This is a genomic window from Caulobacter sp. GW822-FHT01G02 (genome assembly GCF_058802865.1).
The window spans coordinates 293,443-316,861 of the sequence record NZ_JBXAON010000007.1 but is presented as its reverse complement, the minus strand read 5'-3'; the positions used below and the strand labels follow the sequence as shown (position 1 = coordinate 316,861).

The 23,419-nt window shown below is 67.8% G+C and carries 25 protein-coding genes; 14 read left to right on the top strand and 11 right to left on the bottom strand.

Features of this window, described 5'->3' with window-relative positions; genetic code table 11:
- Window positions 1-94 precede the first annotated feature (94 nt).
- Entirely contained in the window at window positions 95-2,986 is a 2,892-nt protein-coding gene (polA, locus tag AC1RNC_RS21160; protein WP_492888219.1) for a DNA polymerase I, read from the top strand.
- Window positions 2,987-3,160: 174 nt separating this feature from the next.
- Complete coding sequence (locus AC1RNC_RS21155) at window positions 3,161-5,122, top strand: HAMP domain-containing methyl-accepting chemotaxis protein (RefSeq protein WP_492888218.1); 1,962 nt, start codon at window positions 3,161-3,163, stop codon at window positions 5,120-5,122.
- A gap of 84 nt (window positions 5,123-5,206) precedes the next feature.
- On the opposite strand, the gene AC1RNC_RS21150 is transcribed toward AC1RNC_RS21155, so the two are convergent.
- The 8 genes from AC1RNC_RS21150 to AC1RNC_RS21115 all read right to left on the bottom strand — a co-directional run bounded on the left by AC1RNC_RS21150 (window position 5,207) and on the right by AC1RNC_RS21115 (window position 11,703).
- Window positions 5,207-5,344 carry a hypothetical protein gene (locus AC1RNC_RS21150; RefSeq protein ID WP_199743329.1) on the bottom strand — a complete coding sequence of 46 codons (138 nt, stop codon included), beginning with the start codon at window positions 5,342-5,344 and terminating at the stop codon, window positions 5,207-5,209.
- 289 nt (window positions 5,345-5,633) lie between these two features.
- On the bottom strand, window positions 5,634-6,821 hold the full coding sequence (locus AC1RNC_RS21145) for an acetyl-CoA C-acyltransferase (protein ID WP_492888217.1): 1,188 nt from the start codon (window positions 6,819-6,821) through the stop codon (window positions 5,634-5,636).
- Window positions 6,822-6,916: 95 nt separating this feature from the next.
- Window positions 6,917-7,348, bottom strand: coding sequence for a DUF1330 domain-containing protein (locus tag AC1RNC_RS21140; RefSeq protein WP_492837513.1), 432 nt, complete (start codon window positions 7,346-7,348; stop codon window positions 6,917-6,919).
- Window positions 7,349-7,369: 21 nt separating this feature from the next.
- Window positions 7,370-8,149: a CPBP family glutamic-type intramembrane protease gene (locus AC1RNC_RS21135; protein ID WP_492888216.1), complete on the bottom strand. Its 780-nt coding sequence runs from the start codon at window positions 8,147-8,149 to the stop codon at window positions 7,370-7,372.
- A 16-nt stretch (window positions 8,150-8,165) separates the two neighbouring features.
- The gene (locus AC1RNC_RS21130; protein WP_492837512.1) at window positions 8,166-8,867 is read right to left on the bottom strand and encodes a TPM domain-containing protein; all 702 of its coding nucleotides are present in this window, start codon (window positions 8,865-8,867) and stop codon (window positions 8,166-8,168) included.
- A gap of 1 nt (window position 8,868) precedes the next feature.
- Window positions 8,869-9,672 (bottom strand): TPM domain-containing protein, encoded by an 804-nt coding sequence (locus AC1RNC_RS21125; protein ID WP_492888215.1) that lies wholly within the window; start codon window positions 9,670-9,672, stop codon window positions 8,869-8,871.
- Between the two features lies 1 nt (window position 9,673).
- Window positions 9,674-10,309 carry a LemA family protein gene (locus AC1RNC_RS21120; protein WP_492888214.1) on the bottom strand — a complete coding sequence of 212 codons (636 nt, stop codon included), beginning with the start codon at window positions 10,307-10,309 and terminating at the stop codon, window positions 9,674-9,676.
- 80 nt (window positions 10,310-10,389) lie between these two features.
- On the bottom strand, window positions 10,390-11,703 hold the full coding sequence (locus AC1RNC_RS21115) for an acyl-CoA dehydrogenase family protein (protein ID WP_492888213.1): 1,314 nt from the start codon (window positions 11,701-11,703) through the stop codon (window positions 10,390-10,392).
- A gap of 156 nt (window positions 11,704-11,859) precedes the next feature.
- Here AC1RNC_RS21115 and AC1RNC_RS21110 point away from each other — a divergent pair, with 156 nt between their 5' ends.
- The 12 genes from AC1RNC_RS21110 to sugE all read left to right on the top strand — a co-directional run bounded on the left by AC1RNC_RS21110 (window position 11,860) and on the right by sugE (window position 20,684).
- Window positions 11,860-12,276, top strand: coding sequence for a hypothetical protein (locus tag AC1RNC_RS21110; protein ID WP_492888269.1), 417 nt, complete (start codon window positions 11,860-11,862; stop codon window positions 12,274-12,276).
- Window positions 12,277-12,546: 270 nt separating this feature from the next.
- Complete coding sequence (locus AC1RNC_RS21105; RefSeq protein WP_492888212.1) at window positions 12,547-12,885, top strand: DUF8200 family protein; 339 nt, start codon at window positions 12,547-12,549, stop codon at window positions 12,883-12,885.
- 160 nt (window positions 12,886-13,045) lie between these two features.
- On the top strand, window positions 13,046-13,279 hold the full coding sequence (locus tag AC1RNC_RS21100; RefSeq protein WP_492837506.1) for a hotdog family protein: 234 nt from the start codon (window positions 13,046-13,048) through the stop codon (window positions 13,277-13,279).
- Between the two features lie 192 nt (window positions 13,280-13,471).
- Window positions 13,472-14,026 (top strand): F0F1 ATP synthase subunit delta, encoded by a 555-nt coding sequence (locus tag AC1RNC_RS21095; RefSeq protein WP_492837505.1) that lies wholly within the window; start codon window positions 13,472-13,474, stop codon window positions 14,024-14,026.
- A gap of 50 nt (window positions 14,027-14,076) precedes the next feature.
- On the top strand, window positions 14,077-15,609 hold the full coding sequence (atpA, locus tag AC1RNC_RS21090; RefSeq protein WP_492837504.1) for a F0F1 ATP synthase subunit alpha: 1,533 nt from the start codon (window positions 14,077-14,079) through the stop codon (window positions 15,607-15,609).
- A gap of 10 nt (window positions 15,610-15,619) precedes the next feature.
- Window positions 15,620-16,249, top strand: a complete 630-nt coding sequence (locus tag AC1RNC_RS21085) for a pseudaminic acid biosynthesis-associated methylase (protein WP_492888211.1) — start codon at window positions 15,620-15,622, stop codon at window positions 16,247-16,249.
- 7 nt (window positions 16,250-16,256) lie between these two features.
- Window positions 16,257-17,135: a F0F1 ATP synthase subunit gamma gene (locus tag AC1RNC_RS21080; RefSeq protein WP_492888210.1), complete on the top strand. Its 879-nt coding sequence runs from the start codon at window positions 16,257-16,259 to the stop codon at window positions 17,133-17,135.
- Window positions 17,136-17,182: 47 nt separating this feature from the next.
- Entirely contained in the window at window positions 17,183-18,802 is a 1,620-nt protein-coding gene (gene atpD, locus AC1RNC_RS21075) for a F0F1 ATP synthase subunit beta (protein WP_492888209.1), read from the top strand.
- The gene (locus AC1RNC_RS21070) at window positions 18,802-19,053 is read left to right on the top strand and encodes a hypothetical protein (RefSeq protein WP_492102718.1); all 252 of its coding nucleotides are present in this window, start codon (window positions 18,802-18,804) and stop codon (window positions 19,051-19,053) included. Before atpD ends, AC1RNC_RS21070 begins: the two co-directional genes overlap by 1 nt.
- Window positions 19,053-19,313 (top strand): ATP synthase F1 subunit epsilon, encoded by a 261-nt coding sequence (locus AC1RNC_RS21065; RefSeq protein ID WP_066686484.1) that lies wholly within the window; start codon window positions 19,053-19,055, stop codon window positions 19,311-19,313. Before AC1RNC_RS21070 ends, AC1RNC_RS21065 begins: the two co-directional genes overlap by 1 nt.
- A 168-nt stretch (window positions 19,314-19,481) precedes the next feature.
- Entirely contained in the window at window positions 19,482-20,228 is a 747-nt protein-coding gene (locus AC1RNC_RS21060) for a hypothetical protein (RefSeq protein ID WP_492888208.1), read from the top strand.
- 132 nt (window positions 20,229-20,360) lie between these two features.
- Entirely contained in the window at window positions 20,361-20,684 is a 324-nt protein-coding gene (sugE, locus tag AC1RNC_RS21055) for a quaternary ammonium compound efflux SMR transporter SugE (protein ID WP_492888207.1), read from the top strand.
- Here sugE and AC1RNC_RS21050 read toward each other — a convergent pair.
- From AC1RNC_RS21050 to AC1RNC_RS21040, 3 genes are read right to left on the bottom strand one after another with little or no spacing between them, the layout of a single operon-like run.
- A complete protein-coding gene (locus AC1RNC_RS21050) occupies window positions 20,681-21,430 on the bottom strand; it encodes an alpha/beta fold hydrolase (RefSeq protein ID WP_492888206.1) in 750 nt (249 codons plus the stop codon). The two genes, sugE and AC1RNC_RS21050, sit on opposite strands and share 4 nt — an antisense overlap.
- Before the next feature lie 57 nt (window positions 21,431-21,487).
- Complete coding sequence (locus AC1RNC_RS21045; RefSeq protein ID WP_492888205.1) at window positions 21,488-22,897, bottom strand: alpha/beta hydrolase; 1,410 nt, start codon at window positions 22,895-22,897, stop codon at window positions 21,488-21,490.
- A 23-nt stretch (window positions 22,898-22,920) separates the two neighbouring features.
- On the bottom strand, window positions 22,921-23,409 hold the full coding sequence (locus tag AC1RNC_RS21040; protein ID WP_492837496.1) for an RNA pyrophosphohydrolase: 489 nt from the start codon (window positions 23,407-23,409) through the stop codon (window positions 22,921-22,923).
- Window positions 23,410-23,419: the final 10 nt, after the last annotated feature.

Below are 23,419 nucleotides of genomic sequence, written 5' to 3'. Positions count from 1 at the left end.
CCTTCGTGGCTCGACCTTAGGTGGAGCCTAGGCGATCCATTTGCGCGCCGCCAGAGGGTTCCCGACGCACCTTCCGCCCCCTATGTTGCCGGCCATGACCGACGCCGCCGTGCCCCCGCTTCCAAACGTTTCCGACCTGACCCAGGATGGGCCCACCGTCCGGCTCTTTCTCGTGGATGGCTCGGCCTATCTGTTCCGCGCCTATCACGCCCTGCCGCCGCTGACCCGCAAGAGCGACGGCCTGCCGGTGGGCGCCGTCCAGGGCTTCTGCAACATGCTGTGGAAGCTGATGCGCGACATGCAGGGCGACACGCCCACCCACCTGGCGGTGATCTGGGACCACTCGGAGAAGACGTTCCGAAACAACCTCTACGACAAGTACAAGGCCCACCGTCCGCCGCCGCCGGAAGACCTGATCCCGCAGTTCCCGCTGGTGCGCGAGGCCACCCTGGCGTTCGGCGTGCCGGCCATCGAGCTGCCCGGCTACGAGGCCGACGACCTGATCGCCGCCTATGCCTGCAAGGCCCGCGAGGTCGGCGGCGAGGCGGTGATCGTCTCGTCCGACAAGGACCTGATGCAGCTGGTCGGCGACGGCGTCTCGATGTTCGACCCGATGAAGGGCGTGCGGATCGAGCGCGAGCAGGTGTTCGAGAAGTTCGGCGTCTATCCGGACAAGGTCGTCGACGTCCAGGCCCTGTGCGGCGACAGCGTCGACAACGTCCCGGGCGCGCCGGGGATCGGGATCAAGACCGCCGCTCAGCTGATCACCGAATATGGCGACCTCGACACGCTGCTGGCCCGGGCGGGCGAGATCAAGCAGCCCAAGCGCCGCGAGACCCTCATCGAATTCGCCGACCAGATCCGCCTTTCGCGAGCCCTGGTCAAGCTGGACTGCGACACGCCGCTGCCCCAGCCGCTGGACGAGCTGACCGTGCGCGAGCCGGACAAGGAGGTCCTGGCGGCCTTCCTCGAACAGATGGAGTTCCGCACCCTGGCTCGCCGGGTCGGCGACGGCTCGGCCGCCGCCACGCCGGGCACGCTCGAGCGGGCTCCGGCCCAGCCCAAGGCCCCGGTCAGCACGGTGTCGTACATGGGCGCCGCCGCCCGCGCCGCGGCCAGCGCGGTGGCCGAGCCGGTCAGCATCAACCATGCGGCCTATGTCCGTATCCAGGATCTCGACACCCTGAAGGCCTGGGTCGCCAAGGCCACGGCCAAGGGCGTGGTGGCCTTCGACACCGAGACCGACGCCCTGTCGTCGGCCACGGCCGGTCTGTGCGGCGTGTCGCTGGCCATCAACGCCGGCGAGGCCTGCTACATCCCGGTCGGCCACTGCGAGAAGGACGGCCTGGCGCTGGAAGCCGCCGCCGACCTGGTGCAGATCCCGCTGGACGAGGTCATCGCCACCCTGAAGCCGCTGCTGGAGGATCCGGCGGTGCTGAAGGTGGCGCAGAACGCCAAGTACGACATCGCCGTCCTGGCTCGGTACGGGATCCAGGTCGCGCCGATCGACGACACCATGCTGATCTCCTACGTGCTGGAGGCGGGCCTGCATGGCCATGGCATGGACGAGCTGTCGGAGCTGCACCTGGGCTACAAGCCGATCCCGTTCAAGCAGGTGGCCGGGACGGGCAAGGCCCAGATCAGCTTCAAGCATGTGGGCCTGAACGAGGCGACGGCTTACGCCGCCGAGGACGCGGACGTCACCCTGCGCCTGTGGCAGACGCTGAAGCCGCGCCTGGCGCGCGAGGGCCTGGCGACCGTCTACGAGACGCTGGAACGGCCGCTGCCGGCGGTGCTGGCGATGATGGAGAACAACGGGGTCAAGGTCGATCCCGAGGCGCTGCGCCTGCTCTCCAACGAGTTCTCGCTACGCATGGCCAAGTTCGAGGCGCGCGCCCAGGAGATCGTCGGCCGGCCCTTCAACCTGGGCAGCCCCAAGCAGATCGGCGACGTGCTGTTCGGCGAGATGAGCATGAAGGGCGGCAAGAAGACCGCCACCGGCCAGTGGTCGACCGACAGCGACGTGCTGGAAAGCCTGGCTTTGGAGCACGAGCTGCCGCGCGTCCTGCTGGACTGGCGCCAGCTGTCCAAGCTGAAAGGCACCTATACCGAGAACCTGGTCGCCGCGATCGCCGAGTCCACGGGCCGGGTCCACACTTCCTACGCCCTGGCCGCGACGACGACGGGCCGCCTGTCCTCGTCCGACCCGAACCTGCAGAACATCCCGGTCCGCACCGAGGAAGGCCGCAAGATCCGCAAGGCCTTCATCGCCCCGCCGGGCAAGGTGCTGATCAGCGCCGACTACAGCCAGATCGAGCTGCGCCTGCTGGCCCATATCGGCGACATCCCGCAGCTGAAGAAGGCGTTCCAGCAGGGCCTGGACATCCACGCCATGACGGCCTCGGAAATGTTCGACACGCCGATCGAGGGCATGGACCCGATGATCCGCCGCCGGGCCAAGGCCATCAATTTCGGCATTGTCTACGGCATCAGCGCCTTTGGCCTGGCCAACCAGCTGGGCATCTCGCAAGGCGAGGCGGGGGCCTACATCAAGACCTATTTCGAGCGCTTCCCGGGCATCCAGGCCTATATGGACGCGACCAAGGCCTTCGTGCGCGAGCACGGTTACGTCTCGACCGTCTTCGGCCGCAAGATCAACATCCCGGAGATCCAGTCCAAGTCGGTGGGCCAGCGGCAGTTCGCCGAGCGCGCGGCGATCAACGCCCCGATCCAGGGCGCGGCCGCCGACGTCATGCGCCGGGCGATGATCCGGATGCCCGCCGCCCTCGAGGCGGCCGGTCTCGAGGCGCGGATGCTGCTGCAGGTGCACGACGAACTGGTCTTCGAAGCGCCGGAAAGCGAGGCCGATCGCGCCTGCGCCGTGATCAGCGACGTCATGGAAAAGGCCGCCGAGCCCGCCGTGGCGCTGTCCGTGCCGCTCACCGTCGAGGCCCGCGCCGCGCTCAACTGGGATGAGGCTCACTGACCAAAAAAGTGGCGGAGTTGTCATTTATGCGACATTCCGCCACGGCACGGTTAATGCCCCGGCAATTGTTCGCGGCCACTGTGCCTGTGACGCCCGCGAACCGTAGTGCAGTTTCAAAGAGTAGTGTTATCCGAGGTTTAGCGGTCGCCGCCCCATTTCGAGGAGCCCCGGCCGGTGTCTTTTGGCGATCTGAAAATTCCGCACAAGCTGATGGCGGTTTTCGCTGTCATGCTCACGACCATCGTTGTGATGGGCGTGTCCCTCTACGCCAACAAGGTCGCCCTCGCTCATTCCGTGGAACGCACCGAGCGCGCCTATGAGATGCTGCGCCAGGCGGATACGGCGGCCTTCCGCCTGACCCGTCAGGAGAACTCGCTGCGCGGCTTCCTGCTTTCGGGCGACAACTACTACGTCCAGCGCCTGGAAGAGGCGCACAAGCCGAAGTTCCTGAAGGCGCTGGACGAGATGCGCGCGCTGGCCGCCGGCGACCAGGAAGACCTGGCCCGCATCGCCGCCGTCGACGCCGCCTACGCCAACTATCGCAAGATGGCCATCGAGCCGGGCGAGCGGCTGGGCGCCGATCCGGCCACTCGTCCTCAGGCGGTCGAGCTTGTGCGCAACGACGGCGTCGCCGACAAGGCGGTCGAGCCGGTCGAAAACGCTATCGAAGCCATCACCAAGCACGCCGAGGCCCAGCTGGCGACGGAAGCCGCCGCCCAGAAGAAGGCCTCGCTGGAATCGACCCTGGCCCTGGCCATCGGCATCCTGATCACGGCCGGCATCGCCATCGGCGGCGGCCTGCTGCTGACGGGCGCCATCGCGGCGCCGGTGACCGCCATGACCAACGCCATGCGCCGCCTGGCCTCGGGCGACAGCACCGTCGAGGTGCCGGCCCAGGGCCGCAAGGACGAGATCGGCCACATGGCCGCCGCCGTCGCCTACTTCAAGGATTCCGAGGCCGAGAAGGTCCGCATCGAGGCCGCCGCCGCCGAGCACCGCCGCGCCGCCGACGACGAGCGCGCCGCCAACGAGGCCGAGAAGGCCGAGGTCGCCCGCGCCGACGCCATCGCCATCACCGCGTTGAACGAGGCGCTGGACCATATGGCCAGCGGCGACCTGACCCACCGGATCACCACCCCGTTCGCGCCCAAGGCCGAAAGCCTGAAGGCCAACTTCAACGCCGCCGCCGACCGCATGCAGCAGGCGATCCAGTCGATCAACGCGGCCACCGGCGGCGTCAACAGCGGCGCCGACGAGATCGCCGAGGCCTCGGACAACCTCTCGCGCCGGACGGAACAGCAGGCCGCCAGCCTTGAAGAGACCGCCGCCGCCCTCGATGAGATCACCGCGACGGTCCGCAAGACCGCCGCGGGGGCCAAGGAGGCCTCGCAGGTGGTGGCCAACGCCCGGTCGGACGCCGAACGCTCGGGCCGCATTGTCAGCCAGGCCGTCGCCGCCATGACCGAGATCGAGACCTCCTCGACCCAGGTCGGCAACATCATCGGCGTCATCGACGAGATCGCCTTCCAGACCAACCTGCTGGCCCTGAACGCCGGCGTCGAGGCCGCTCGCGCCGGTGAAGCCGGCCGCGGGTTCGCGGTCGTCGCCCAGGAAGTTCGGGCCTTGGCCCAGCGCTCGGCCGACGCCGCCAAGGAGATCAAGACCCTGATCTCGACTTCGACCCAGCAGGTCGGCGCGGGTGTGGATCTGGTCGGCCAGACCGGCGAGGCCCTGAGCCGCATCGTCGAGCAGGTCGCCTCGATCGACGCCCTGATGAAGGAGATCTCGGCCTCGACCACCGAGCAGGCCACCGGTCTGAACGAGGTCAACGGCGCGGTGAACCAGATGGATCAGGTCGTCCAGCAGAACGCCGCCATGGTCGAGGAAGCCACCGCCGCCTCGCACTCGCTGAAGAACGAGGCCGCGGCCTTGATGGAGCTGGTCGGTCGCTTCCGCGTGACCGAGGGCGCGCCGGCCGTCGCCACGTCGCGTCCGGCTCAAACGACCTATCGTCCGCCGGCTCCGGCGCCGGCTCGGGTTCCCGCCCGAGCCGAGCCCGCGCGTCCGGTGGTCTCGGCTCGTCCGGGACGCGGTTCGGCCGCCGTGGCGGTCCGCGAGGATTGGGAAGAGTTCTGATCGCCTTGCTCCGAGGCTGCACGATCAGCGATCTTGAGCGGGCTCTCCGGGAAATCGGGGAGCCCGTCTTCGTTTAGCGCGAGCTTAGCCGCGGTTCAGGGCGATCGTCTCGAACGACGATTGGGTGGTCCGGGGGCCGTGGCTCGGGTTCGGCGTCGGCAGGGCCAGGCCGATCGCGGCGGCGATCAGCAGGGCGACGGTGAAGAAGGCCTTGGCAGCCATGTCCTATCTCGGGTCTGACGTCTTGAAGCGACAATTCGCGGGCGTCGACGAGGGCCTAGATGGCCCCGCCGCCGCCAGGTTCAAGGCCCGGGTTCCTGTGGTCCCGAAGCGTCCTGATCCAATAGGAAAGGCCGGAAACCCGCTTGCGGGTTCCCGGCCTTTTTAGGATCGATGCGCTGCGAAAGCGGACTTAGACGATTTCGAAAAGACCCGCCGCGCCGCGCTGAGATCGCGAAGAGCGATCTCAGCCACTCTTGGTGATGGGCGCCGTCCTCCGTCCTGATCGAAATCAGAAGATTTCGAACAGGCCGGCGGCGCCCATGCCGCCGCCGATGCACATGGTCACCACGCCCAGCTTGGCCTTGCGGCGCTTGCCTTCCAGCAGCAGGTGGCCGGCGCAGCGGGCGCCGGTCATGCCGAAGGGGTGGCCGATGGCGATCGAGCCGCCATTGACGTTGTACTTCTCCGGATCGATGCCCAGGCGGTCGCGGCTGTAGAGGCATTGCGACGCGAAGGCCTCGTTCAGCTCCCACAGGTCGATGTCGTCGACCTTCAGGCCGTGACGTTCCAAGAGGCGCGGCACGGCGAAGACCGGACCGATGCCCATTTCGTCGGGCTCGCAGCCGGCGATGGCGAAGCCCTTGAACAGGCCCAGCGGCTCCAGGCCGCGCTTGGCGGCTTCCTTGGCTTCCATGACCACCACGGCGGCGGCGCCGTCCGACAGCTGGCTGGCGTTGCCGGCGGTGACGAAGTTGCCCGGACCCTTGACCGGCTCCAGCTTGGCCAGGCCCTCGAGGGTGGTTTCCGGACGGTTGCACTCGTCCTTGGTGACCACGTAGTCGACCAGGCTCTCTTCCTTGGTCTCCTTGTTGACCATCTTCATCTTGGTGGCCATCGGCACGATCTCGTCGTCGAAGAGGCCGCTGGCCTGGGCCGCGGCGATGCGCTGCTGGCTGCGCAGCGAATATTCGTCCTGGTATTCGCGGCTGATGTTGTAGCGCTTGGCGACGATATCGGCGGTGTCGATCATCGCCATCCACAGGGCCGGCTTTTCCTTCATCAGCTTGTCTTCGGTGATGTGGAAGCGGTTCATGTGGCCGCCGCCCTGCACCAGCGAGATCGACTCCACGCCGCCGCCGATGGCGACCGGGGCGCCGTCGTTGCGGATGTAGTTGGCCGCCGTGGCGATGGCCTGAAGGCCCGAGGAGCAGAAGCGGTTGACGGTCTGGCCCGAGGTGGTGACCGGCAGGCCGGCCCAGATCGCGGCGTTGCGGGCCACGTTCATGCCGGTGGCGCCTTCGGGGCCGCCGCAGCCCAGGACGACGTCCTCGACTTCCGGGCCGTCGAGACCGGCGCGGCTCACCGCGTGCTGGATCGCATGACCGGCCATGGCCGCGCCATGGGTGTTGTTGAAGCCGCCCCGATTGGACTTGGCCAGGCCCGTGCGGGCGTAAGAGACGATAACCGCTTCGCGCATAGAGGCGCACTCCCCGTTAAACGTTAGTTTGAATTGGGCTCACCCTAGACCGGCTTTCCGCGCGGCGAAAGATGACGTTAGCGTCAACGGTAGGTCTATTCCCCGAACCCTTGGCCCGGCTCCATCGGCGCCAGGCGGATCAGCCGCGAATCCTCGACCGCCGCCGTGCGGTGCTCGACGAAGACGCGGTAGTCCGGGTTCGTGACCATGGCCAGGAAGGCGCCGGCGTTCGGATATTCGGCGATGAAGGCCAGGTCCCAGCGCTCGTCCGTCGGGCCGGTGACCACGCCCTCGGGCCGTCCCGCCCAGACCTGCCGCCCGCCCAGGCTGGCGAACAGCGGCGCGGTCGTGCGGCCATATTCGCGATAGGCGTCGAGGCCGGTCAGGCCCTTGCCATGAAGGGGATGCCCCTGCGGATAGTCGGCGGCGGGCTTCAGCCGGATCAGGTTGAGCATCTGGATCGGCGTGTCGCGCGGCAAGGCCTTGAAGGCGTCGAACTGCGCGCGGGTCGGGTCGATGCTGGACATGGTTCCTCCGGTCTCGGCGCCTCAGCGCTCTTGTTCGGACCGCAGTGGAGGCCAGAACCGAAACAACGCCAAGCTCAATATCGCGAGGGCGACGGCTTCAGCCGGACGTGTCCGCCAGGCGCCAACGGCCCCGAGGGCGTTGATCATCGCGTGAGGGATCAGACCGGCGACCAGCAGGCTTCCCCGGCCGTTCAGATGCAGCCAGGTCATCAACAGTGACAGGGCTACCGTGCCGAGCGCGTACCAGCCGAGGTCGGATACCGGCGTGGCCACAATGCCCGAGAACAGGAAGGCGGGGACATGCCAGAGCGTCCAGATCAGGCCCAGGATCGTCCCGGCCAGCATGGGCTGCCAGTGTTCCAGCATCCGGGGAAGGGCCAAGCCGCGCCAGCCAAGCTCCTCGCCGAGCGGGCCGGAGTTGTGGATGAGCTGCGCGGTGGTCAGCAGCAGGAGCGGCGTGGCGACCAGCACGTCGGCCGGCTTGACCGGCCAAGGCTGCGGCATCGTCAAGCTCAGCGCCAGGGCGATGACGGGCAGAGCCAGCACGGCGATCGCCAGGCTCGGGCTGGTGGCGGGGAGCAAACGCCGGGCCAGAGCGACGAGGCCGGCGCGGCCGTCCTCCGCGAGGGTTAAGGCCAGGCCCGCCAAGGAGGGCGCGCAGGCGGCGACCAGATAGGCGGGAGAGCCGTAGGCGAACGGGCCAAACAGCGCCGTCAGCGGCCTGGGGAACAGCAGCCACAACCCGCCGACGCCCCAGGTGATCGTGAAGGTCAGGACGAAGAAGCGGGTAAGGCGGCCCATCTCCCAGTCCTTGTCCTCACCGCTTCGTCAGGATGGTCAGGCCGTCGGGCAGTTCGTTGCGGTCGTCGGGGCGCGGCGGAATGTGGGTGGCCAGGATCGTTCCGGTGCGGTTCACGGCGGCGACGAAGCCGTCGGCGATCTCGCCGCGCTTGAGGCCCGCGACCAGGTCGGCGACGACTTCGTCCCAGACCGCATTGGGCGCGGCGGCGTAGATGCCTTCGTCGGCGATGACCTCGACCCGGTGCTCGGCCAGGGCGGCGAAGATCAGCACGCCGGTGCGGTCGCGGGTGACGTGCAGGCCGTGGCTGAGGAACTGCTCAAGGGCCGCGCGCTTGACCCGGGCCGCCTTGAGCGAGCCGGGCGTGAGGGCGCGGCGGACCGGCGGCATCGACACCACCAGCGCGACGACGACGAAAACCACCAGCTGCAGGGCGATGTAGGTCGACAGCGCCGACAGGATCGCGCCGTCCAGCGCGGCCTGGTGGCCGATGCTCCAGCCGCCGAACAGGCGGGTTAGCATCTCGGGCCGGAAGCCGGCGAACAGGGCTCCGGCCGGCAGGACCAGGGCCGCGAACGCCGCCCAGGCCAGGGGCGTCTCGCGATAGTCCGACACCTCGGGCGCCAGCACGCAGAAGATCTCGCCGCCGGTGGTCTTCTCGGCCTCGGCCACCGCGCCGGCGATACGGTCGAGGTCCTGTGGGGTCATGAATTGCGCCATCTTACCAGTTCCCCGAACTGCCGCCGCCGCCGAACGATCCGCCGCCGCCGGAGAAGCCGCCGCCACCGCCGCCGCCCCAGCCCCCGCCTCCGCCCCGCCGGCCGCTGTCGTTCAGCGCGCCCAGGATGATCCACGGCAGGGCCGAGCCCAGGCCGCCGCGACCGCGGCGTCCCCGGAACAGGCTGGAGAAGACGAAGATGATGAATAGGAAGATCAGGAAGCCGACGATCGGCGAGCCCTTGGCCTTCTGCCGCTCGGGCTGGCTGGCCTCGGCGACGCGGGCCTTGGCCTGGTCGGCGGGCAGGCTGAGCTGCTCGACCAGGGCGTCGGTCCCGGCGACGACGCCGCCCTCCATGTCGCCGTCGCGGAACTTCGGCAGGATGACGCTCTGGATGATGACGCTGGACAAGGCGTCGGTCAGGACGGGCTCAAGGCCGTAACCGACCTCGACCCGCACCTTCCGGTCGTTGGGCGCGACCAGCAGGATCACGCCGGTGTTCTTGCCCTTCTCGCCGATGCCCCAGGTCCGGCCCAGCTGGTAGCCGTAGTCCTCGATCGGATAGCCGTCGAGGCTGGGTACGGTGGCCACGACCAGCTGGCGGCCGGTCGTGGTCTCGAGGTTTTCCAGCTTGCCCGTCAGGTCCTGCTCGACCTGGGGCGACAGGATCTGGGCTTCGTCGACCACCCGCCCGGTCAGGGGCGGGAACTTCGGATCGGCGAAGGCGGGGAGGGCGAAGAGCACGGCCGTGAGGGCCAGCAGCCACGTCCTCACGCTCGCCCGGACCTTGGGCAGGGCGCGTTGCAACCTAGTTGACCTTCGGCGGGGTCGCCGTCGGCGGGCTGGAGAAGTCCACCGTCGGGGCGGTCTGGGCCGAAGCCGTGGCCTGGAACAGCTGGGCCGGCTTCTGGCCGCTGTAGACGGTCTTGGCCCACAGCACGCTGGGGAAGGTGCGCAGCGTGGTGTTGTAGGTCTGGGCGGCGCTGTTGTAGTCGCGGCGCGCGATGGTGATGCGGTTCTCGGTGCCTTCCAGCTGGCTCTGCAGGGCCAGGAAGTTCTGGTTCGACTTCAGGTCCGGATACTGCTCCTGGATGACCATCAGCCGACCCAGCACGCCCGACAGCTTGTCCTGGGCGGCGGCGTACTGCTGGAACTGGACCGGATCGGTGATGGTCGAGGCGTCGACCTTGACCTGGGTGGCGCTGGCGCGCGCTTGCGTCACCTCGACCAGCACGCTCTTTTCCTGGGCCGCGTAGCCCTTCACCGTGGCGACCAGGTTCGGCACCAGGTCGGCGCGGCGTTGGTACTGGTTCTGCACCTCGGCCCAGGCGGCCTTGGTGGCCTCGTCCTGGGTGGGGATGGTGTTGATGCCGCAGCCGGCCAGCGTCGCGGGAATGGCGACGATCAGGGCGATGCGCGCGGCGTAACGGACGAGACGGTTCATGGAGCCTCCTGCGCGAACACGTATGTTCGCGTATCGCGGTTAGATAGCGTGTCCATTGATACACGTCAGGTCGCGACGGGTTAAACCTTATCCATGTCCGCCCGTTCCTGGGCGAAGGCCTGCTTTCGCGGTCCGGCATAGCCAAACAGCCAGGCCGCGACCTTGCGCATCTGGATCTCCTCGCTGCCTTCGGTGATCCGGTAGCGGCGGTGGTGGCGATAGATGTGCTCGAAGGGCTTGTGGCGCGAGTAGCCGATGCCGCCGTGGATCTGCATGGCCCGGTCGGCGGCCTCGCAGCACAGACGGTTGGCCCAGTAGTTACACATCGAGACCTTGTCGGAGAGGCGCTTTTCGACCTCGACCTTGGACATCTGGTCCATGTCCCAGGCGGTCTTGCGGATCAGCAGGCGCAGCATCTCGGCCTGGGTCGAGAGCTCGACGATCGGGAACTGGATGGCCTGGTTCTCGGCCAGGGCCTTGCCGAACGGCTTGCGCGCGCGCGCGTACTTGATGCTTTCTTCTATGCAGAAGGTCGCCGCGCCCAGGCTGGAAGCGGCCTGACGGATGCGGTTCTCGTGCACGAAGTGCTGGGCCAGGGCCAGGCCGCCGCCCTCGGGCCCGAACATCGCCGACTCCGGGACCCAGACGTCGGTGAAGCTGACGCGCGGGTGGTCGGTCGGCATGTTGAAGGTCCAGAGGTACTCCTCGATCTTGACGCCGGGCGCGTGGGCCGGGACCAGGAAGGCGGTGATTCCCCGGGCGTCGCCGTCCTCGCCCGAGGTGCGGGCGAACAGGCAGCAGTGGGTGGCCGCGTGCATGCCCGTGGTCCACATCTTCTCGCCGTCGATCCGCCAGCCGGCCTCGCCATGGCGTTCCTCGCGCACGGCCTGGGTCTCCATGTGGGTGGCGTCCGAACCGTGGTCGGGCTCGGTCAGGCCGAAGGTCGGGCGGAAGGCGCCCTTGTCCAGCATGTCGGTGATCAGGTGCTGCTGGTCGGGCCGGCCGAAGTCGCGGATCATCAGCACGAACGGGTTGTTGCCGACGATCGAGTGCTCGTTCTGCAGGTCGTTGAACAGGCCCAGGCCCTTGCTGGCCAGGTGTTCGCGGATCACCGCCATCCACAGGTTGGAGCCGTCCTGGCCGCCATAGGCCTTGGGCAGGGCGAAGCGGTAGTGGCCAGCCTGGTCGGCCAGCTTGCGGGCCTGCGCCAGCAGCGCTTCCCACTCGTGCTTGGGCAGGCCGCCGCCGTCCCAGTCGGTGCGGGCCCATTCACGGCGGTGGTCGAAGAAGCGATCGTTGTCGTCGCGCGCCTGCAGGGGCGCGATCTCCCTGTCGATGAAGGCGTCCAGCTCGCCCAGATAGGCGGTCAGCTCTGGTGGCAAGTGGAAGTCCATGGCGAAGCCTCCCTCAAGCGCGTTCTTGAGCGCACATCTTATGGTTATGGCGAGAGACTAAGCGCGGCGCGCGGCCGCGGCCAACCGTGCCCCTGCGGAATGAAGTTTTAACCGGTCCTTGACCAGAGCGTGCGTAGGGTTTCGGCCATGATCACCATGGCCGCCTTCGCGATCATCGGGGCCGCGCTCGGGCTGTTCGTCCGGCCGCGCTGGCTGGGCGTGCTGCTGCCGATCGTCCTGGCCATGCTCGTCGAGGGCGGGGTCTACTGGGCCGTCGGGATCATGGAGCGCCAGCCGAACCGCGAAGTGCTGATCATGCGACTGCAGGCGATCTTCGGCGAAGACTGGATCGGCATGAGCGGCCCGATCGCCGCCGCCGTGATCGGCGCCGTCATGGCCGCCTTGCTCGGCGCCTTCACAGACCCCAAGCAGGTCGCGCCGGTGCTCACCGCCGAGGGCATCCAGCGTCGCGCCGGCAAGAACGGCCGCTATGCTCGGGCCGAGGGCATGGTCGAGGACCGCGCCATCCACGCCAAGGCCGAAAGCCGGATCGACTCGATCCTGGGGCTGTAGGCTCGCCGTTTCCGGCCGCCATTCGCCGCAATCGCTCCGAAATCCCCGTTTTCTGAAAATGCGATGCGCCCGCAAAATTCCGCTTGCGCAATTTCTTATCACTGATATCTAAGCGATGCTTAGTTCGGACCCGAAGCACCGGTGGGGATACCGGCGCGGCCATGCCTAGATAGGGTGGTCCCAAGGGATTGGTAGGGTCCGGGCGGCCAGTACCGCTTTTCGACGATCAACGATCTGACCGCAATTTCCCCAACACCGGAGGGCTTTCTGATGAAGCTCCGCACGCTGGCGGCTGTCGCCGCCATCTCCTTCTCGATGTTCGCCGGTTCGGCCCTCGCCGACGGCCGTATCGCCGCCGCCCTGGACGCCCCCGTCGCCGCCAAGACCAAGGTCGTCGCCGGCGGAGCGGTCTTCGTCTGCGAAGGCGCCGAGTGCGTCTCGGCCCAGGCCCCGTCGCGGGCCCTCACCGCGGTCGCCTGCAAGGCGCTCGCCAGGGAAGTGGGTCGCGTCGCGGCCTTCGGCGGCGAAACCAAGTCGCTGGACGCCGACGAGCTGACCCGCTGCAACGCCTCGGCCAAGGACGTTTCGTCCCTGGCCGCGGCTAAGTAGGAACACGTACCGCGCTTTACCTGAGTACCAGACGCGTTGTGGGTCGCCGTTTCTCCGACCCGGTCTGGCTGTTTCCTCGAGCATTCACCTTCAAGGGCGGCGGAAACCTTCCGTCGCCCCTTTTCTTTTCCGGACCAGTGATTAGTTGACGCTGATGGACATGAGCTTGGCCGCACAGCTGGAAACCGTTCTGCGCAAGGCCGCGGGCGAAGGAACGGCCCTGGCCTCGATGACCGTGGACTATGCCGGGGGCGCCGGCGAAGAGGGTCTGGAGCCCAAGGCCTGGGTCGAGCGGGGCACCCGCAGCCTGGTCTTCGCCCAGGGCGAATTGCGGCGTCCGGACGGCGCTCTGGCGGCTTCCGCCTCGGCCGTGTTCCGCCGCGCCGCGGACTGAACGGCTAACCAGCCTCGCCCCTTTGGTTGCGACTGCGAAAGGCCCGTGTTATCAGGCGCGCGGCTTCGGACAGGGCGGCGCGGACGCGTCGGCCGTCCATGTGCTTTTCATAAGCACGCTCAAGCCTTTAAGCCGCGATAAGGGTTAACCTTCTTGTTCGCGGCCATTTACAACGCACCGGGCGGATACCAAGTGGCGGACGAAACCAAGGCGACGGATGCGGGTCAGCGCTATGCGCAGTCCCTCTTCGAACTGACGATCGAGAACGGCTCCCTGCAGAAGGTCGAGGCCGACCTGAAGAGCCTGAAGGCCATGGTGGCCGACAGCGCCGACCTGCGCCGCCTGATCGCCTCGCCGGCCTTCTCCGCCGAGGACAAGGGCAAGGGCCTGTCCGCCGTCGCCAAGAAGGCCGGCTTCCAGCCGCTGACCACCAAGTTCCTGGGCCTCGTCGCCGCCAACGGTCGCGCTGGCGACCTGCTGGGCGCGATCACCGCCTTCACCGAGATGTCGGCCAAGCACCGCGGCGTCGTCACCGCCGAGGTCGTCTCGGCCGCCGCCCTGTCGCCCGCCCAGCTGAAGGGCGTGCAAGCCGCTCTCGCTGAAGCGCTCGGCAAGACCCCTGAAGTTTCCACGCGCGTCGATCCGTCCCTGTTGGGCGGTCTGAAGGTGCGCGTCGGTTCGCGTCTCTTCGACGCTTCGCTCCGTTCGAAGCTCGATTCCCTGAAATTCGCCCTGAAGCGCGCTTAAGCCTTTAAGTAAGCGCCAGAAAAATTAGATCGCAGAGAGCCCAGAAGACCATGGACATCCGCGCCGCCGAGATTTCGGCCATCCTCAAGTCGCAGATCGCCAACTTCGGCGAAGAGGCCGCCGTCTCGGACGTCGGCCAGGTGCTGTCCGTCGGTGACGGCATCGCCCGCATCTACGGCCTGGACAACGTCCAAGCCGGTGAAATGCTGGAATTCCCGAAGGCCGGCGTGAAGGGCATGGCCCTGAACCTCGAGCGCGACAATGTCGGCGCCGTGATCTTCGGCCAGGACCAGGCCATCAAGGAGGGCGACGAAGTCCGTCGCCTCGGCGAGATCGTCGACGTGCCGGTCGGCCGTGGCCTGCTGGGCCGCGTCGTCAACCCGCTGGGCGAGCCGATCGACGGCAAGGGCCCGATCGAGTTCACCGAGCGTCGCCGCGTCGACGTCAAGGCGCCGGGCATCATCCCGCGCAAGTCGGTGCACGAGCCCGTGCAGACCGGCCTGAAGTCGATCGACACCCTGATCCCGGTCGGCCGCGGCCAGCGCGAGCTGATCATCGGTGACCGTCAGACCGGCAAGACCGCCGTCGCCATCGACACCATCCTGAACCAGAAGATCGTCAACGCCGGCAAGGACGAGAGCGCCAAGCTCTACTGCGTCTACGTCGCCATCGGCCAGAAGCGCTCGACCGTCGCCCAGATCGTCAAGACCCTGGAAGAGCACGGCGCCCTGGAATACACGATCGTCGTCGTCGCCTCGGCCTCGGAGCCGGCCCCGCTGCAATACCTGGCGCCGTTCTCGGGCTGCGCCATGGGCGAGTGGTTCCGCGACAACGGCCTGCACGGCCTGATCATCTATGACGATCTGTCCAAGCAAGCCGTCGCCTACCGCCAGATGTCGCTGCTGCTGCGCCGCCCGCCGGGCCGCGAAGCCTATCCGGGCGACGTGTTCTACCTGCACTCGCGCCTGCTGGAACGCGCCGCGAAGCTGAATGAAGACAACGGTTCGGGCTCGCTGACGGCGCTGCCGATCATCGAAACCCAGGCCAACGACGTGTCGGCCTACATCCCGACCAACGTGATCTCGATCACCGACGGCCAGATCTTCCTGGAAACCGACCTGTTCTACCAGGGCATCCGCCCGGCCGTGAACGTCGGCATCTCGGTGTCGCGCGTCGGCTCGTCGGCCCAGATCAAGGCGATGAAGCAGGTCGCCGGTCCGATTAAGGGCGAACTGGCCCAGTATCGTGAAATGGCCGCCTTCGCGAAGTTCGGCTCGGACCTGGACGCCTCGACCCAGAAGATGCTGGCCCGCGGCGAGCGCCTGACCGAGCTGCTGAAGCAGCCCCAGTACGCGCCGCAGTCGGTCGAAGAGCAGGTCTGCGTGATCTACGCCGGCACCCGCGGTTATCTGGACAAGATCCCGACCTCGTCGGTCCGCCGCTTCGAGACCGAGCTGCTGGCTCGCCTCCACAGCGCCCACAAGGACCTGCTGGACGGCATCCGCACCAAGAAGGCCCTCGACAAGGATCTGGAGAACACGCTGAAGAGCGCGCTCGACAGCTTCTCGGCGACCTTCGCCTAAGGCGAGGCAGATGGCTGACGCCCCCAAGACCCTGGACGCCTGGTCCGGCGAGTTCGGCGACCGCTACACCCAGCGGAACGCCGTGACCGTCGACGCCGTGCGCGGCCGGACGAAGGCTTGGGGGCAGGTGCTGCCGCGTCTGGTCGGCGATCCGCCCAAGAGCATCCTGGAAGTCGGTCCGAACGTCGGGCTGAACCTGCGGGGTCTCCAGGCGATCACCGACGCCGAGCTGTGGGGCATCGAGCCCAACGGCGCGGCCCGCAAGCAGATCCTCGAGGATGGCGTCCTGCCGCCCGAGCGTCTGTTCGAGGGCTTTGGGCACAGCATTCCGCTGGCGGATGGCGCGGTCGACCTGGCGTTCACCTCGGGCGTTCTGATCCACGTGGATCCGACCCAGCTTGAGGCGACGATGCGCGAGATTCATCGCGTGTCCGCCAAGTACGTCCTCTGCGCCGAGTATTTTTCGCCGAAGGCGGAAACGATTACGTACCGAGGCGAGACGGATCTTCTGTTCAAGAACGATTTCGGCTCGCTCTATTTGGATCTGTTCCCGGATCTGGTGCTGGTTGATTACGGGTTCTTCTGGAGAAGAACGACCGTGATGGACGACACCACCTGGTGGCTGTTTAGGAAGGTCTGATAGGCGGATGGCAAGCCTAAAGGAAATGCGCAATCGGATCTCGAGCGTCAAGGCGACGCAGAAGATCACGAAGGCGATGCAGATGGTGGCGGCGGCGAAGCTGCGCCGGAGCCAGGACGCGGCGGAAGCCGCCCGTCCGTACGCCCGGCGCCTGGCTTCGGTGATCGCCAATCTGGCCGCCGGCGTGTCGGGCGACGGGGCTCCGGCCCTGCTGACCGGCACGGGGCGCGATGATCGTCACCTGATCATCGTCGCCGCGGCCGATCGCGGCCTGGCCGGCGGCTTCACGTCGTCGATCGTGCGGGCCGCGCGCCAGCGGATCGACAGCCTGATCGCCCAGGGCAAGGACGTGAAGATCGTCTGCGTCGGCAAGAAGGTCAGCGCCCAGCTGAAGCGCCCCTACGGCGACAAGGTGGTCGAGAACTTCGACCTGTCGGCCTATCGCCAGTTCACCCTGTCGGTCGCCCAGCCGATCGCCGACGTCGTCACGCGCCTCTATGAAGCTGGCGACATCGACGTGGTCACGCTGTTCTACAGCCAGTTCAAGTCGGTCGTCGTCCAGACCCCGACGGCGCTGCAGCTGATCCCGGCCGTGGTCGACGGCGCCGCGGCGCCCGCGACGGGCGCTTCGGCGGTCTACGAGTACGAGCCCTCGGAAGAGGCCATTCTCGAGACCCTGCTGCCGCGCAACCTGACGGTCCAGATCCTGTCGGCCCTGCTGGACAACATGGCCGGCTTCTACGCCAGCCAGATGACCGCCATGGACAACGCCACGCGCAACGCCGGCGACATGATCAAGCGCTACACCCTCGAATATAACCGCTCCCGCCAGGCCCAGATCACCAAGGAGCTGATCGAGATCATCTCCGGCGCCGAAGCCGTCTGATCCAAGCCTAACGACACAAGCACGCAGAGACCGAAAGACCGCAAGCCATGGCCAAGACCCCGACTAAGGCTCCCGCCACCGAAACGCCGGCCGCCGCCGCCAAGAAGCCCGCCGCCCCCAAGGCCGCCGCGGCGCCGAAGGCCGCTGTCGCGAAGGCTCCCGCCGCCGCTAAGGCTCCGGCCGCCAGGAAGCCGGCCGCCCCGAAGGCCGCCGCCGCCGTCAACCTGGACGGCGCGACCGGCCGCCTGGTGCAGATCATCGGCGCCGTCGTCGACATCGAGTTCACCGGCGAGCTGCCGGCGATCCTGAACGCCGTCGAGACCGTCAACACCGCCACCGGCCAGCGCCTGGTGTTCGAAGTCGCTCAGCACCTGGGTCAGAACACCGTCCGCGCTATCGCCATGGACGCCACCGAAGGCCTCGTTCGCGGCCAGCCCGTGCGCGACACCGGCGAGTCGATCCGCGTTCCGGTCGGTCCGGGCACCCTGGGCCGCATCATGAACGTCATCGGCGAGCCGATCGACGAGCAGGGTCCGATCCAGTCGGACATCTATCGCACGATCCACCGTGACGCCCCGACCTTCGCCGAGCAGACCAACACCGCTGAAGTGCTGGTCACGGGCATCAAGGTCATCGACCTGATGTGCCCCTACACCAAGGGCGGCAAGATCGGCCTGTTCGGCGGCGCCGGCGTCGGCAAGACCGTGACGATGCAGGAACTGATCAACAACATCGCCAAGGCTTACGGCGGTTACTCGGTTCTGGCCGGCGTGGGTGAGCGCACCCGCGAAGGCAACGACCTCTATCACGAGATGATCGAGTCGAACGTCAACGTCGACCCGAAGGCCAACAACGGCTCGACCGAAGGCTCGCGCTGCGCCCTGGTCTACGGCCAGATGAACGAACCCCCGGGCGCCCGCGCCCGCGTCGCCCTGACCGGCCTGTCGATCGCGGAATACTTCCGTGACGAAGAAGGCAAGGACGTGCTGCTGTTCGTCGACAACATCTTCCGCTTCACCCAGGCCGGCGCCGAAGTGTCGGCTCTGCTGGGCCGCATTCCCTCGGCCGTGGGCTATCAGCCCACCCTGGCCACCGAGATGGGCAACCTGCAGGAGCGCATCACCTCGACGAACAAGGGTTCGATCACCTCGGTCCAGGCCATCTACGTGCCCGCCGACGACTTGACCGACCCGGCCCCGGCCGCCTCGTTCGCCCACTTGGACGCCACCACCGTTCTGAGCCGCGACATCGCCGCCCAGGCCATCTTCCCGGCCGTCGATCCGCTGGACTCGACCTCGCGGATCATGGACCCGCTGGTCATCGGCGAAGAGCACTACAACGTGGCCCGCTCGGTCCAGGAAGTGCTGCAGCAGTACAAGGCCCTGAAGGACATCATCGCCATCCTGGGCATGGACGAGCTGTCGGAAGAGGACAAGCTGGTCGTCTCGCGCGCCCGCAAGATCTCGCGCTTCCTGAGCCAGCCCTTCCACGTCGCCGAGCAGTTCACCAACACGCCGGGCGCCTTCGTCCAGCTGAAGGACACGATCCGCTCGTTCAAGGGCATCGTGGACGGCGAGTACGACCACCTGCCGGAAGGCGCCTTCTACATGGTCGGCCCGATCGAGGAAGCCGTGGCCAAGGCCGAAAAGATGGCGGCTGAAGCCTAATGACCGAAGACACGGAACTGGCCGGTTTCTGCTGCGAGGAGCTGGCGGAGGCGGTGTCTCCGGACACCAACGCCGGTCTCATCGAGCATGACAGCGGCCTGATCCTGCTGAACCTCGGTGAGCGGGAAGAAGAGGGCGAGACCGGCTTGATGCTGGCCACGATCCACTTCTGCCCGTTCTGCGGGACCGAAATCCAGACCGACGAAGACATCGAGGCCGCCCTGGGCGGTGTCGAGGAGACCTTCAACTGATGGCCAAGCTGCATTTTTCCCTGGTTGCGCCCGAGCGCGAACTGTTCTCCGGCGACGTGGACATGGTCCAGGCTCCCGGCGCGGAAGGCGACTTCGGCGTCCTGGCTAACCACGCCCCGTTCATGACCACCCTGCGCGAAGGCAAGGTGACCGTGAAGGACGGCGCGACGACCAAGGTGTTCGACATCCAGGGCGGCTTCGCCGACGTCGGTCCGGAAGGCCTGACGATCCTGGCCGAGCACGCCGTCGAAGCGGCCTGATTCAGGTTTTCTACGTGTTCTGAAACGCCCTCGGTCCTCGTGATCGGGGGCGTTTTCGCGTGTGGGGCGACCATCCGTGGTGTCAAGCGTAAGAAAATTACACTTGTGGCCCAATCTTGGTCTTAATCCGTAGCCATAAGGGTTGCGAGGGACCGTCCGTCGGTTTTAATGCCGACCTCTCGTCTTGTTGGGGATATCCAGCCTATGCGCCTTGCGCTCGCCAGCCTGATCGCCCTCGGTGCGGTCTCGACCGCCGCCGTTGCTCAGGAGCAAACCACCGCTCCCGCCGCCACGCCCGCTCCGGCTCCGGCCGCCGCGCCAGCCCCGGCCGATCAGGCCGCTCCCGCCGCCGCTCCGGCTGATCAAGCCGCGCCGCCCGTCGCCGCGCCGGCCGCCAGCGCCGCTCCGGCCGAAACCTATACCGCTCCGGTTCGCGGTCCGCGCACCACCGACCCGCTGTCGGTCCGCCTGATGGACGTGCTGGACAAGGTCTGCAAGCCGTCGGTCGCCGGCGGCGACTTCGCGCAGCTGGTCAAGGACTACGGCTTCAAGAAGAAGAAGGAACAGTGGGTCTTCGCGCTCGAGAAGCCCTACAACATCACCCTGGACAACCCGGGCTCGAACAAGAACGTCTGCACGATCACCATCGACTACGCGCAGACCCCCGAGCAGGCTCAGGAACTGGCCAACGCCCTGCACGACTACGCCACCTGGGAAAACAGCCCGCAGCTGCGCCTGATCCGCAACGACCAGACGGTCGGTAGCGACTTCCGCCGCTTCACCGTGTCGTGGGACGACGCCTGGGCTGGCGGCCACGCCGGTCTGGTGTTCATGCGGCTGAAGAAGACCGACGAAACCTCGGTCGGCAAGAACTTCGAACGCGCCCAGATCCTTTACAGCACCACCAGCCGCTAAGGCCCGTTGGTTGCCCTTCGGGGCGGCGCGATCTATCTAGGCGAGGCGCGGGGGACGACCCCCGCGCCTTTTGCTTTTCGCGAAGGCCGATTGTCCGGGGACGACCCCACCTTTTCAGGAAAGGGGCTCGTCGTGGCCTGGATCATTCTCCTCATCGCCGGCGTCTTCGAAGTGGGCTGGGCCGTGGGCCTGAAGTTCACGGAGGGCTTCACCAAGCCGATCCCGATCGCGCTGACGGCGGTCAGCCTGGTGCTGTCCATGGGGCTGCTGGGCTGGGCGGTGAAGACCCTGCCTCTGGGCACGGCCTACGCCGTCTGGACCGGCGTCGGCGCGGTCGGCACGGCCATTGTCGGCATCGTGCTGTTCAAGGAGCCGGCGACGGCCGCCCGGCTCGTCTGCCTGGGCCTGATCGTGGCCGGGATCCTGGGGCTGAAGGTGTTCTCGCCGACGGCTTAAGCCGCTGCCCGGCCTTCGTCAGCGATAAACGCCAGGCACCGTTCCGCCACCTTTTCCCAGCCCGGCTCCCCGGGAAGCCAGTGGCTCATCTCGGGGAACACCTCGACGCCGCCGCCCAGGCGCGCGGCTGTCTGGCGGACCGTGGCGGGCGGATGGATGACGTCCTGGCCGCCGGCGATCGCCAGCACGGAACAGCCCGGCGCCGAGACCGAGGTGGTCATGAACGGGTCCAGCCACCAATTGAGCGTTTCCCAGAGGGCCCGGCCGCTCTCGGCCGTCATGCGGGCGAAGATCGCCTTTCGCTCGGGGCGCTGCAGGCGGTCGACGCTGTAGCGCCGCACCACGCCATAGTCCGGCGCGATGGCCTGCAGCCAGTAGGGGCCGAGGCTGTAGAGGCTGACGGCCGAGACCGCCTCCTCCAGGCTCGCGCCCGAGACGCCCCAGGGCGCGGAGGGGGCCAGCAGGATCAGCTTGGCGGCCTTGGCGCGGCTGGCGGCCATCTGGGCGACCAGGCCGCCCATCGAGTGGCCGACCACGATCGGCGGCGTCTCGCAGGTCTCGATAAGGCGCGCGATCTGGCGCGCGTAGTCGCTCATCGAGACACCGGCGGCGCTGCTCTGACCGTCATGACCGATCAGGTCGGGCGTCAGCACGCGATGACCCGCCGCCTCGAACGGCGCGCGGAAGGCGTCGAAGGTCCAGCCGCCGCAGAAGGCGCCGTGGACCATGATCACGGGTGCGCGCATGAACGCCCTAAAGAAACCCCGCCGACGAAGCAGCCGGCGGGGAGCAGCCTACACGCTCTACTTCGCCTTGGGCGAGGTTTTGGCGGCCGTCTTTGTCGCAGGGGCCTTGGCGGCGGCCTTGGGCGCGGCGGCTGCTTTCGGAGCCGCGGCCTTCGGGGCGGCGGCGGCCTTGGGAGCGGCAGCCTTGGGCGCGGCCTTGGCGGCGACCGGTTTCGCGGCCGCGGCCTTCGGAGCGGCCTTCGGCGCGGCGGCCTTGGCGGGAGCCGGAGCGGCCTCGGCCTTCGGCTTGGCGGGGGCCTTGGGCTTGGCGGCCGGAGCGGCCTTCGGGGCCGGAGCGGCCTTGGCGGCGGGCTTCGGCGCGGCGGCGGCCTTGGCCGGAGCCTTGGCGGCTGGAGCCTTCGCGGCCGGCTTCGGCGCGGCCTCGGTCTTGGCGGGCGCGGCCTTCGCCGGCGCCTTGGGTTTCGCCTCGGCCTTCGGCTTGGCGGCGGCCTTGGGAGCCGCCGCCTTCTTCGGCGCGGGCTTCTCGGCCGCCGGGGCGGGAGCCGCCGCCACCGGGGTCGGCGCGGGCGCCGGAGCTGGAGCCGGAGCCGGGGTCGGTTCCGCCGCCTTCACGGGCGCGGGCGTCGGCGCGGGTTCGGGCGGCTTAGCCGGAGCCGGGGCGGGGGCCGGAGCCGCCGTCGCGGCCGGGGTTTGCTTCTTGCCCGTCAGCCAGGCGATCACGTCGTCGAGGATCTTCATCGTGTTGGGCTCGTCTATGAGATAATGGGCGTTGTTGGGATAGATCTTGAGGTCGGCCTGCGGGTACTTGCGGCCGAGGCGCTGGACGTCGTCCAGCGGCGTGGTGCGGTCCAGGGCGCCGGCATTGATCAGGATCGGCACGGTCACCTTGGCTTCGTCGACGTAGGCCGTCTTGTGGACGTCCTTGTGCGGCCAGGCCAGGTCGGCCAGCGCCTGGCCGCTGTCATAGACCATCGTCGCGTAGAGCGCGTCGTGACGCTCGGCCGGCACGGCGTTCATGACGCCGAACTTGAAGCCGGTCTTCCACATCTTGCCCGCCCGGGTCTCGGGTTTGGATCGGAGGGCCATGTTCAGGAAGGTGAAGACCGGAGAGAGCTTGGGCTTGCCGCGCGCATCGGCCGGCGAGGCCGGGGCGAACAGCACCAGCGCCGACGCGTGGCCGGCCTCGGCGACCTTCTGGGCGATCAGCCCGCCCATCGAATGGCCGAAGACCAGCGGCTTCTTGCCGGTCTCCTTGGCCAGGGTCTGGGCCAGGGCGCTCATCTCGGCGACATAGTCGGCCAGAGAGAGGCCGACCAGACCCGCGCGCGGACCTTCGACCGTGCGCACCGCCGATCGGATGGTCGGCGCCTCCACGCGATAGCCTTCGGCCTTCAGCCGCGCGGCGACGGGACCCCAGACGTCCCCCGCGCAGCCATAGCCGTGAATCAGCAGGACCGTATTCGCCATTCGATACTCCCCAGCGCGGGAGATCAGCCGCCGCGCGCGAACTCCTGGAACGCGGCGACCACAGCTTCGTAGACCCCGCGCTTGAAGGGTACGATCAGTTCGGGTGCTTCGTCGAGCCTGCCCCATTTCCAGGCGTCGAACTCGACGTGCGCGTCCGCTTCCAGATCGATCTCGGCCTCGTCGCCGATGAAGCGATAGGCGAACCAGACCTGTTTCTGCCCCAGCCAGCCGCGCGAGCGCTTCTCGTTGGCCAGCACCTCGGGCGGAAAGTCGTACGTGATCCAGCCTTCGGTGCGGCCCAGAAGTTCGACGGAGCTGACGCCGGTCTCCTCGGCCAGCTCGCGCCGGGCGGCGGCCTCCAGGTCCTCGCCTTCGTCGACACCGCCTTGCGGGAACTGCCAGTTGTAGGGCGGGGGCTGTTTGTGGCGGCGACCCAGCCAGACGCGGCCGTCCGGATGGAACAGGACGACGCCGACGTTCGGTCGGTGCTTGGGATGGTCGAGCTCGGTCATGCCGAGCCTT